The organism is Staphylococcus sp. HMSC34G04 (genome assembly GCF_001838765.1).
Lineage (GTDB): Bacteria > Bacillota > Bacilli > Staphylococcales > Staphylococcaceae > Staphylococcus > Staphylococcus epidermidis.
In genome coordinates this window covers 107,145-118,442 of sequence record NZ_KV838772.1, presented here as the reverse complement: position 1 = coordinate 118,442, position 11,298 = coordinate 107,145, and the positions used below count along the sequence as shown (strand labels likewise).

Here is an 11,298-nt window from a genome sequence, read left to right as displayed (position 1 = left end):
GTTGACATATTGTCATTCAGTTTTCAATGTTCTTTAACACTTACAATACATCATTGTAACAAATGGAATTTATTAAGTCAAGAATTAATTTATATTTTATTTCTTGTCGATTCTTAATTAATTCAACAAATAACATTTTATAATGTATTGATTTTAATTTCAATAGTCAAAATTACACTTTGTTAACTAAATTTTAAAGTTCTTAACTTTTTCTTTTCAATTAATTAAACTGCTTTTGACGACTTTTATATAGTATCAAGATATAAACGTAACGTCAATATTTATTGTTGATTTTTTAAGTTAAAATTTACTTAATGAGTGAATATATATCTACATATAGTACATTATAATTATATAGTGTAAATACTTTCGTTTTGTACATCTGCAAAACGAAGTCTTATGTAAAAAAAAGAGGCTGTACAAATTATTACAGCCCCTACTACTTATATACGATTAATTATATGAAATTGCTAAACAGTCATACTATTTCATCATTATTTTATCTCAATAAAACTTCACAAAAGTATCAATAATGACTAAATTTTTATTTTGCTTCTATGAACTTACTTTCATCAATTTTCTTCTTCTTTGCAATCTTTACATACTCCATATATTTCCATCCGATGATGAGTAACATCAAAATCTGTTACATGTTGAGCTAATTGCTCTACTTCATCCAATTGTGGATAATGGAAGTCAACGATTTTACCACATTTTTCACATATAATGTGGTAGTGATTATGTGTATTAAAATCAAACCTACTAGATGAATCACCATATGTTAACTCTTTGACTATACCAATATCTTTAAATACTCTTAGATTATTATAGATAGTAGCAACACTTATATTAGGAAATTTAGGTGAAAGTGCTTGATATATTTCATCTGCTGTTGGATGTGAATGTGAAGATATAAGATAGCGCATAATTGCTTGTCTTTGGGGTGTAATACGAACGCCCGCTTGTCTTAATGACGCAATGGACTCTTCAAGTTCATGATCAATAGATTCAAGTTCCGCACTCACTTTTTTCACCATCTTTCTAAATAATAATTATTATTACTTAATATTAATATAACTGTTGCTATAAATAAATGTCAATAAATACTTGCTATTTTCAATTAGTAACCATAATCTAAGTCTACTTTATTCTCAATTACATCATAATTATTGAGAAAATGCTCAAGATTCTTTTTGAAAATATCCGTAGCTTCTCTATTATTATTAGAATCATTACCTGTAATATGAGCAGTTATAGTCACATTGTCTAAATCATATAAAGGATTATCCTTACTAAGTGGTTCTTTTTCAAAAACATCCAAATAAGCATGTCTGATTAATCGATCCTTGAGTACATTGATGAGCATTTCCTCATCAACAATTGTTCCCCTTCCTACATTTATAAATAAAACATTATTGTCCATTTGTATGAAATGTTTTCTTTTTAATAAGTGAATTGTTTCTTCAGTTTCAGGTAATGCATTAACAATAATATTCGCCTTTTCAATAACATTATCTAACTCTTCAATTGTATATACTTCATCAAATTGTTCAACATTTTTTCCTGACTTACTAACCCCTATCACTTTCATTCCAAAAGCTTTGGCTAAATAAGCAGCCCTTTGTGCAATCGCACCTGTTCCCAATAACAATAAAGTCTCTTCGTTTAATCTTTTACCAGTAATTCTGGAGTCATAATTTTTTTCAATTTGATTTCTATAGGAAGTTTTCATTTTTTTATAATCATCCAAAATGAATGTCATTATATATTCAGAAACTTGTTTAGCTTGTATACCTTTACCATTTGTTAGAATGATATCTCGCTCTTTAATATAATTTAACGGTAAATTATTTACACCTGTTGCAAACCATGCAATCCATTTAAGGTTGATACAATGTTCGATAAAGTGACGATCTATTTTGCCATCATAACCTATTAAAATGTCCATAGTTTTTCTATCATTGATTGGGATATTTATAGCTTTGTCATAAAATTTAAATTCTTCGTTTGGAAATTGTTTTCTTAATTCGTTTTCTATTTCATTTAATCTATTTAAGCTAACAATTTTCAAAATTAACCCTCCAGAATATTTTTTATTGTTTCAATTTGCGTTTTTACCTTTACATTTTCAATCACATCAATAATGTTACCATTTTCATCGAGAATAAATGTTGTTCTTACAATCCCCATATTCTCCTTGCCAAATGATTTTTTCAATTGGTAAACCCCTACTTTATCAGCAAGTTGATAATCTTTATCTACAAGTAAGTCAAAATTCAATTGATGTTTTTTTATAAAATTTTGATGTTTCTTTTTAGAGTCTGCGCTTATTCCATATATATCTACATCAAGTTGGTTAAAATCTTCAATGTGATCTCTAAATTCACAAGCTTCAGTAGTACACGTTGGTGTATTATCTCTTGGATAAAAATAAAGAATTGTTTTACGACCTTTAATTGTTTCATTTGAAATAAAATTACCATCTTGATTTTCTAAAGAAAAAGAGGGAAATTGTTCACCTTTACTAATCATATACTCACCTATTTCTTAATTGTGTTGCTTTTATGATACGATATTAATTGAAAATATTAAATAAAAAGAGGTTGATAGATATGAAATTTACTGAAAGCGAACGTCTTCAGCAACTTTCTAATGAATATATTTTGGGAGGTGTGAATTCACCTTCACGGTCGTATAAAGCAGTAGGTGGCGGGGCACCAGTAGTAATGAAAGAAGGTCATGGCGCTTACTTATATGATGTAGATGGTAATAAATATATCGACTATCTACAAGCTTATGGACCAATAATAACTGGTCATGCACACCCGCATATTACCGAAGCAATCCAAGATCAAGCAGCAAAAGGTGTGCTTTATGGGACACCTACTGAATTAGAAATAAAATTCTCAAAAAAACTTAGAGAAGCTGTTCCTTCTTTAGAAAAGATCCGTTTCGTAAACTCAGGTACTGAAGCAGTTATGACGACAATTAGAGTTGCTCGTGCTTACACTAAAAGAAACAAAATTATTAAGTTTGCAGGCTCTTATCATGGTCATTCTGATTTAGTTTTAGTGGCAGCTGGTAGTGGACCTTCTCAACTTGGTTCTCCTGATTCTGCTGGTGTCCCCCAAAGTGTTGCACAAGAGGTTATTACAGTACCGTTTAATGATATAGAATCATATAGAGAAGCTATTGATTATTGGAAAGACGATATTGCAGCAGTATTAGTAGAGCCGATTGTGGGTAATTTTGGGATGGTCATGCCACAACCAGGCTTCTTAGAAGAAGTAAATAAAATTTCTCATGATAATGGAACATTAGTTATCTATGATGAAGTTATCACTGCTTTTCGTTTCCATTATGGTGCAGCTCAAGATTTATTAGGTGTTAAACCAGATCTCACAGCTTTTGGTAAGATTGTTGGCGGTGGTTTACCAATTGGTGGCTACGGTGGTCGACAAGATATTATGGAGCACGTTGCACCACTAGGTCCAGCTTATCAAGCCGGAACAATGGCCGGTAACCCGTTATCAATGAGAGCAGGTATTGCTTTATTAGAGGTTCTTGAACAAGAAGGTGTTTATGATAAACTTGATCAATTAGGTCGTCGTCTTGAAGAAGGGTTACAAAAATTAATAGATAAGCATCAAATTACAGCAACAATAAATAGAATCTATGGCTCACTGACATTGTATTTCACAAATGAAAAAGTTACGCATTATGAACAAGTTGAAAACTCTGATGGAGATGCTTTCGCTCAATTCTTTAAATTAATGTTGAACCAAGGCATTAATCTCGCACCTTCTAAATTTGAAGCGTGGTTCTTAACTACAGAACATACTGAAGAAGATATTGATCGTACACTAGAAGCAGCTGATTATGCATTTAGTAAAATGAAATAACCTACAGTATGAGAACTTGACACATTACCTATGTGTTCAAGTTCTTTTTATGTTCAATTATGAATTAACTGTTGAAAATTTAATTGAAATTTGCGTTTTCACTTTTCTTAAGTAAAATTTATGATAGTTTATAAAATTTAATAGCTTATAAAGTACAAAATAAAACTATTTACTTAATTTCTTAAAATTTTTCATCTAAAAACCACATTGCATATAGATAAACTTGATTATTTAAGTTCAGGGGTGTATAACAATAATGAATGAGAGTATTATTATTACTCAAAATAATTAAAAGGAGCATTTAATTTGAGACTTGGAGCTCGGATTTTCAAAACTGGTATAGCCATTATCTTAGCTATGTCTATCGCTTCTTTACTTCCTGATAATATTGGTCTAAAAACGTTAGCAGGTGTCAGTGCAGTAGTTGCCATGCAACCAAGTGTTTATCGCTCAATCAAAACTGTTTCTGAACAAGCTATTGGTAATGTGATTGGTGCACTACTTGCAGTAACAATGGTAACGATATTCAGTGATAATTTCATTATCATGGGCGTTACCGTTATTTTACTCATTGCAATTTTGTTCCAATTTAATCTAGCTCATGTAGCAACACTTGCAAGCGTAACTGCTCTTATAATTATGGGGCAACATACTGGTTCTTTCTATGTTGCTGCATTTTTTAGATTTGTACTAGTGATGATTGGTGTATTGAGTTCTTCTATTGTCAATCTAATTTTTTTACCTCCTAAGTTTGAAACAAAAATTTATTATAATTCAATGAATATTTCTTCTGATATATTTGTGTGGTTTAAACTTGTACTCAATGACACATCAGAATTTCATAATATTAAACAGGATGGTGATCAACTAAACTCACGCATCAATAAATTAGAAAAGATTTTCGACTATTACAATGAAGAAAGACCATTAACAAAAAAACATATTTATCAACAGAATAGAAAAAAAATACTATTTAGAGAAGTAGTTAGAACGACTAGACAAGCATATGAAGTGCTAAAACGAATGTCACGATATCAAAATGATTTATATCAACTAAATAATCAATTACTTTTACAAATCAAATTAGAACTTGATTCATTAGTTACTTTACATGAACAAATATTTAAGAGTTTATCTAAAAAAGCTAGATATGATGTCACTCAACTAGATTATGAAGTTGACAATCCTCAGAAGAAAAACTTGATGGATGCTTTTCAGCAAGAATTAATTAAAAACCCACATCAGACGCAATATTCTTATAGCAATATGATGCAAATTATTGCTGAAATTGAAGAATACAGATATCAACTTGAACACTTAGATCGCATCCGTTTAAGTTTCTTTACCTATCACCGTTCTGATACTGATATAGACATTTCAGATGAGGACTTTGACTTATAATACAATGGTAAATCAGAATTTTATTGGATTAACCAGTGAAATTCTACTAGTTAGCTGTTTTGACTATAGGTAAAATAGTTCTTATTTTTAATAACTGCCAACAGTACAAAAATGCCTGAGACAACAACAGTCTCAGGCATTTTCAATGTTTTATAAATTTTGAATACTATAAAGATGCTCATATGCACCGCGTTTATTAATTAATTGTTGGTGTGTGCCAGTCTCAACAATTCGTCCATTTTCCATTACAACTATCCTATCTGCATGAGTAATTGTCGATAAACGATGTGCAACAATTAATGTTGTTCTATCCTTACTTAAAACATCAAGTGCTTCTTGAATAATTGCTTCACTCTCTAAATCCAATGCACTTGTTGCTTCATCTAATATTAAAACAGGAGGATTATTTAAAAAGATACGTGCAATTGACAACCTTTGTTTTTGTCCACCTGATAATTTAACTCCACGTTCCCCTACTTCAGTATCATATCCATTCGGTAAGTTTGAAATAAAATCATGGGCATTCGCCATTTTTGCAGCTTCTACGACTTCATCATCAGTCGCATCAGGCCTACCCAACAAAATATTCTCCTTAACAGTATCAGAAAAAAGAATATTATCCTGTTGTACTAAGCCTATTTGATTCCTCAAACTACCAGTTAGGAACTCTTTAACATTATGATGATCGATAAGTATTTCACCTTGAGTCACATCATAAAATCTTGGTATAAGATTAATCAAAGTAGATTTTCCTCCACCACTCATACCTACAAAAGCTACAGTTTCACCTTTGTTAATTTTTAAATTAATATCGTGTAATACTTCTTTTTCATTTTCATTATATTTGAAACTCACATGTTTTAAATCAATTTGACCCTCACTGATTTTAATTAGCTGTGCTCCAATGCCATTTTTGATGTCGTAATCCTCATCCATTAATTGAAATACTCTGTCCATAGATGCAAAACTTTGTGTAAGTGTAGTAAATGAAGATACTAGTCTTCTAAGTGGTCCAAATAATTGTTCTAGATAACCGACAAATGCTGCTAGAGTTCCGACAGTAATCGACCCGGTAATTGCTAAATATGAACCCACGCCAATCACAATTATTGGACCTAAATCTGTAACAGTATTAATAGCAGCAAAAGAATACGCGTTCCATCTTGTATGTTGGAATGCTCGTTGTAAAAAGTTTTTGTTATGGTTATCAAAATTTTTCGCTTCATTGTCTTCAATAGCAAAACTTTTAATAACAGACATTCCTTGAACCCGCTCATGTAAGAAGCCTTGTACTTCTGCTAGAGCTTGTGAGCGCACACGTGTAAGTTTACGTAATCTTCCAAAGAAAAAATAAACAGTTAAAATATAAAATGGAAAAATAAAAATAGCAGCAAACGTCAATTTTACATCAAGGAAGAACATAATAGAAAGTGCGATAATAATCGTTATACAGTCAAGCCAGATATTCATCAATCCAGTAAGAATGAAGTCTTTTGTTTGTTCGACGTCATTAATCACTCTTGAAATGACTTGACCGACTTGATTATTTGCATAAAATCGAGCACTTAGTGCTTGCAAGTGATTATACAATTGTTTACGAATATCATATAGTATTTTATTACTTGTCCATTGAGCTAAATATTGTCTAATAAACTCAATCGGCGGACGAACAATTAAGAATATAAATAATGCAATTCCTATTGCTACACCAAGGTGACTAAATTTTTCTTGATTTGTAAGCGAATGATTATTAATCACGCCATCTATAGCATATTTAATCAATAAAGGTATGAGCATGGGAATACCGAATTTAATAATTCCTACTATAATTGTTGCAATAATACGATATCTATAAGGTTTTACAAACTTTAAATATCGTTTTATCATGCGCCTTCCCTCCTAATAATTTGAAAATGAAGAGAGGTTGGCACATTGCATTTGTATACACTTTAAAAATAAAAGATACAAATGTTAATGTCTCAACCTCTAATACACGAAGACACTCTATCAGATATTAAGTTAGAAAGATGAACTAACAAATTATCATTGTTGTTACACTTCATTTATGAATTTTTATAGATTACTTTTACAATATAAATTATTTTAATCTTATTTACATCTATTTTGCTTAATAATCTCTAATTTTTTTATAACGTTCTTTCCATACTTTTATAAAGTCAGGAGCAAAAGGCCCCTTTTTTTGTTCTATCCATTGTTGTAAAATATCAACATTTCTTCTTAAAATAATATCGATATCATGAGGGTAATTCATTTGGTTCATATGTTGCTCGTACTCATCTTCATCAAGTAAATGATATTTTCCGTTCGGATAAACTTTGATATCTAAATCATAATCAATATATTTTAAAGCTTCTTCGTCACATGCAAAAGGCGAAGATAAATTACAATAATAATAAATACCATCTTCTCTAAACATACAAATAACATTAAACCAATATTCAGAATGAAAGTATACAATTGCTGGTTCTCGAGTAATCCATGTACGCCCGTCACTTTCAGTTACTAAAGTGTGATCATTACCACCAATAATCACATGTTCTGTTCCCTTTAAAATTGTGGTTTCTGACCAGACACGATGAATATTACCATCATGTTTATAACTTTGAATCTTAATATTTTCTCCTTCTTTAGGTATGGATTCCTTTACCATACTCCACACCACCTTTATCGTATTTAACCATTTAGATTATATCATATTTTAATATGCTTGATTAACCTATCATTTATAAGTGGCATATGAGATTGATGTTTATAAATTAACCTTCAATAAACTTATATATTTTATCCATTGGTACGGGAAATGTATACTTATCCCTATCATCTAAATTAAACCACGTCATTTGTTGAGGTAAATCATTCTCCTGTATATTAAGAGGTGCTGTAACATTGTATACTTCAATATCCCATGTAAGATGGGTAAATTGATGTTTTAATTTAAATACTGGTTCGTTAATTGTTTCGATTCTTTTTCCTAAATCATCAGATATCACATCGTTTGCATTTGTTTGTTCTCTCATTGGAAATTGCCACATACCGTTAAGAAGTTTTTCTTTACGCTTTTCAAGTAAATATTGACCATTATCATTACGAATCAGAAAAACTTTTTGCTCAACGTTTTTCTTATTTAAATTTTTAGTTTTTACTGGTAATTCTTGTGCAGTCCCCATATGAAATGCCTCACAGTGTTCTTGAATAGGACAAAACAAACACAATGGTGATTTTGGAGTACATACTAACGCCCCTAGCTCCATCATCGCTTGATTAAATGTTCCCGCATCCTTCAACACATATGGGTGTAATTCTTGTTCGAATGCTTTTCGAGTAGACTGTAACTTTATATCACGATAGTCATTGTTTAATCGTGACCATACTCTAAAAACATTACCATCGACAGTTGCTAAAGGATGGTTGAAAGCTATACTCATGACCGCCGCCTGAGTATATGGACCCACACCTTTTAACTTTTTAAATGTTTCAGGATCGTATGGTACCTCACCATCATAATTATTATTAACTTCTTTTACGGCAGTATGGAAATTACGCGCTCTGCTATAATAGCCTAAACCTTCCCAATACTTCAACACTTCATCTTCACTAGCTTCGCTCAACGACTGAATTGTAGGGAACCTATGTATAAATCTATAGTAGTAATCTATAACAGTGTTTACTTGCGTCTGTTGTAACATCACTTCACTTAGCCAAATATAATAAGGATTAGTCGTTTCTCTCCAAGGCATATCTCTTTGATTTTTATGAAACCAATCTTCAATATCTTTTTTAAAAGAATTTTCTAGATACATAAAACCTTCCCTCTCTATTAGTTTCATAAGAATGTATTGTTAAAAGCATTCTTATGTTAACTTTAACATGACTCTATATTACATTACTTAGTATATGTTTATTTAAAGTAAGTTAATTTTGTTATTTCAACTTTTAGATTATAATATATACTAAACAAAGAAGAAAAGAGTGAGCAATTATGGACACAGCCACACATATCGTTATGGGTGTGGGTCTTACAGCTTTAGCAACGCAAGATCCAGTTATGGCAGGATCATTTGCTGCTACTGCGACGACTTTAATCGCAGGTTCTTTAATACCAGACGGTGACACCGTACTGAAACTAAAGGATAATGCGACATATATTTCACATCACAGAGGAATTACACATTCATTACCTTTTACAATATTATGGCCTATATTAATTACATTTTTTATATTTGTAATATTTAGTCACACGAACCCCTTACATGTATGGTTGTGGGCACAACTAGCAGTGTTTTTACATGTCTTTGTAGATATTTTTAATTCTTATGGTACTCAAGCATTGCGTCCCATAACTAACAAATGGATTCAATTAAGCGTGATTAATACCTTTGATCCGATAATATTTATTATTTTAAGTATAGGTGTCTTATTGTGGATATTAGGTATTCATCCATATATTGTTTTCTTTCCAATCATATTAATTCTCATAGGCTATTATATTGTAAGATTTAAGATGCAAGCAGCAATTAGAAAACAAGCACTTCAAAAAATTGAGCAATCGCATACACCAGTAAAAGTATTCGTAGCTCCAACAATGAAATTTCATGTATGGCGGGTCGCAATACAAACAGATAAGCATGATTATGTCGGTGTTTCCAAATGGAAAAATGTAGTTTTTACTGATAAAGTTAAACGCCAGTCTATGACTCCTGATTCGATATTATGGAAAGTTAAAGGTAATAAAGATATTTATACATTTTTAAACTTTTCTTCAATTTATCGTTGGCAAACTACGCCATTAGATGATGGCACAACGGAAATTCGACTTATGGATTTAAGATACTTAAATAAAGGTCGTTATTCTTTTGTAGCTATTGCACATTTAACACATGAAAATGAAATTGATCACTCTTATATTGGGTGGGTATTTAGCGAAGATAAATTACAACGTAAATTATTTTCATAATATATTTGAGTGTTACAAAATTCGTATTAACTACGATGCTAACATTGGAGAAAACTTGATATGAAAGAATTTCAATTTAGCCATCGACTGCCTATAAATTAAGAATGCCTCAGACTTTAATTGATGTCTGAGGCATTCTTAATTTAATAAAATATCGTACACTTTATTGAACTATTTATTTATCTAAATTTACGTTTCAACGTTCCTTTTCTTTATTCTTTTTCTCTTTTGAATAACTCTTTTGGTTAGATTGGCTTTGATATTTATCAAATGCTATGTGACGCACAAGCGCATAATTAATCACACACATGATTCCAATTAAAATAATAATATATAAATGATAAGGTAAATTGCTCATACTGACTGTACCAAATACTATTGCTTGCGAACTACCATTTACGAAATAATACAGAGGATTTAACATCATAATATGATTAATCACATTTAAATTTGTCTTAGGGATGTATGTAATTGGAACCATAAAGAAACTGATAGCACTTACTATAATAAATATCAGTTTTACATGTTTAATTGCATAATTCAGTAAGCCCAACATTATCGAAGTCACACTGATAAAAATGGCTATAATTACTAAATAATATAAAAATGAAAGTATTGATGCTTCAAAATTCACAGGCTTAAGGATAATAATAACTATACCCAGAATAAGTATTGTTATTAAACCTAACATCGCTATAACTATAGTAGGTGTGACAGCAGATATATGAAATGACTTCATGACAACGAAATCTCTGATATAGTACTTATAAGCTATATAAATAGATTGTATAATTATGCTGAATATGATGAGTGATGAAATTCTGAATAACCAACGCACTTGAACAATATCAGTAGTATGGTTAAAATTAAAAAATCCTTCTAATGCTAGAATAATTACTAGTCCTATAATTAGGCTAATTGCAAACCACTTCCATGTTTGCTTAAGCCTTTGAGTACAAAAACTAAAAAGATGTGGTAAGTTTTTAATATATACAATTAAATTATCTATCATTTTCACAC

The 11,298-nt window shown here is 30.6% G+C and carries 10 protein-coding genes; 3 read left to right on the top strand and 7 right to left on the bottom strand.

Annotated elements, in window-relative coordinates:
• Nucleotides 1-572: 572 nt before the first annotated feature.
• From perR to bcp, 3 genes are all read right to left on the bottom strand, one after another.
• Entirely contained in the window at nt 573-1,025 is a 453-nt protein-coding gene (perR, locus tag HMPREF3241_RS11875) for a peroxide-responsive transcriptional repressor PerR (RefSeq protein ID WP_002458536.1), read from the bottom strand.
• Between the two features lie 95 nt (nt 1,026-1,120).
• Entirely contained in the window at nt 1,121-2,071 is a 951-nt protein-coding gene (locus tag HMPREF3241_RS11870) for a phosphoglycerate dehydrogenase (RefSeq protein WP_002458537.1), read from the bottom strand.
• 2 nt (nt 2,072-2,073) lie between these two features.
• Nucleotides 2,074-2,532: a thioredoxin-dependent thiol peroxidase gene (gene bcp, locus HMPREF3241_RS11865; protein ID WP_002458538.1), complete on the bottom strand. Its 459-nt coding sequence runs from the start codon at nt 2,530-2,532 to the stop codon at nt 2,074-2,076.
• An 80-nt stretch (nt 2,533-2,612) separates the two neighbouring features.
• Between bcp and HMPREF3241_RS11860 the strand changes: the two genes are divergently transcribed.
• Nucleotides 2,613-3,902, top strand: a complete 1,290-nt coding sequence (locus HMPREF3241_RS11860; RefSeq protein ID WP_002447425.1) for a glutamate-1-semialdehyde 2,1-aminomutase — start codon at nt 2,613-2,615, stop codon at nt 3,900-3,902.
• A 306-nt stretch (nt 3,903-4,208) separates the two neighbouring features.
• Nucleotides 4,209-5,303: an FUSC family protein gene (locus HMPREF3241_RS11855; protein ID WP_002447426.1), complete on the top strand. Its 1,095-nt coding sequence runs from the start codon at nt 4,209-4,211 to the stop codon at nt 5,301-5,303.
• Between the two features lie 150 nt (nt 5,304-5,453).
• On the opposite strand, the gene HMPREF3241_RS11850 is transcribed toward HMPREF3241_RS11855, so the two are convergent.
• The 3 genes from HMPREF3241_RS11850 to mutY all read right to left on the bottom strand — a co-directional run bounded on the left by HMPREF3241_RS11850 (nt 5,454) and on the right by mutY (nt 9,124).
• On the bottom strand, nt 5,454-7,190 hold the full coding sequence (locus HMPREF3241_RS11850; protein ID WP_070853678.1) for an ABC transporter ATP-binding protein: 1,737 nt from the start codon (nt 7,188-7,190) through the stop codon (nt 5,454-5,456).
• A gap of 241 nt (nt 7,191-7,431) precedes the next feature.
• Nucleotides 7,432-7,974, bottom strand: a complete 543-nt coding sequence (locus HMPREF3241_RS11845; RefSeq protein WP_001830384.1) for a nucleoside tri-diphosphate phosphatase — start codon at nt 7,972-7,974, stop codon at nt 7,432-7,434.
• Between the two features lie 106 nt (nt 7,975-8,080).
• The gene (gene mutY, locus HMPREF3241_RS11840; protein WP_002495654.1) at nt 8,081-9,124 is read right to left on the bottom strand and encodes an A/G-specific adenine glycosylase; all 1,044 of its coding nucleotides are present in this window, start codon (nt 9,122-9,124) and stop codon (nt 8,081-8,083) included.
• Nucleotides 9,125-9,303: 179 nt separating this feature from the next.
• Between mutY and HMPREF3241_RS11835 the strand changes: the two genes are divergently transcribed.
• Nucleotides 9,304-10,278: a metal-dependent hydrolase gene (locus HMPREF3241_RS11835; RefSeq protein WP_002447429.1), complete on the top strand. Its 975-nt coding sequence runs from the start codon at nt 9,304-9,306 to the stop codon at nt 10,276-10,278.
• A 196-nt stretch (nt 10,279-10,474) separates the two neighbouring features.
• On the opposite strand, the gene HMPREF3241_RS11830 is transcribed toward HMPREF3241_RS11835, so the two are convergent.
• Nucleotides 10,475-11,290 (bottom strand): hypothetical protein, encoded by an 816-nt coding sequence (locus tag HMPREF3241_RS11830; RefSeq protein WP_002458541.1) that lies wholly within the window; start codon nt 11,288-11,290, stop codon nt 10,475-10,477.
• Nucleotides 11,291-11,298 lie beyond the last annotated feature (8 nt).

What these genes read in the sequence shown, in the direction of transcription:
- bcp (WP_002458538.1), bottom strand. Translation starts at nt 2,532, where the DNA reads ATGATTAGTAAAGGTGAACAATTTCCCTCTTTTTCTTTAGAAAATCAA.
- HMPREF3241_RS11860 (WP_002447425.1), top strand. Translation starts at nt 2,613, where the DNA reads ATGAAATTTACTGAAAGCGAACGTCTTCAGCAACTTTCTAATGAATAT.
- HMPREF3241_RS11850 (WP_070853678.1), bottom strand. Translation starts at nt 7,190, where the DNA reads ATGATAAAACGATATTTAAAGTTTGTAAAACCTTATAGATATCGTATT.
- HMPREF3241_RS11845 (WP_001830384.1), bottom strand. Translation starts at nt 7,974, where the DNA reads ATGGTAAAGGAATCCATACCTAAAGAAGGAGAAAATATTAAGATTCAA.
- mutY (WP_002495654.1), bottom strand. Translation starts at nt 9,124, where the DNA reads ATGTATCTAGAAAATTCTTTTAAAAAAGATATTGAAGATTGGTTTCAT.
- HMPREF3241_RS11835 (WP_002447429.1), top strand. Translation starts at nt 9,304, where the DNA reads ATGGACACAGCCACACATATCGTTATGGGTGTGGGTCTTACAGCTTTA.
- HMPREF3241_RS11830 (WP_002458541.1), bottom strand. Translation starts at nt 11,290, where the DNA reads ATGATAGATAATTTAATTGTATATATTAAAAACTTACCACATCTTTTT.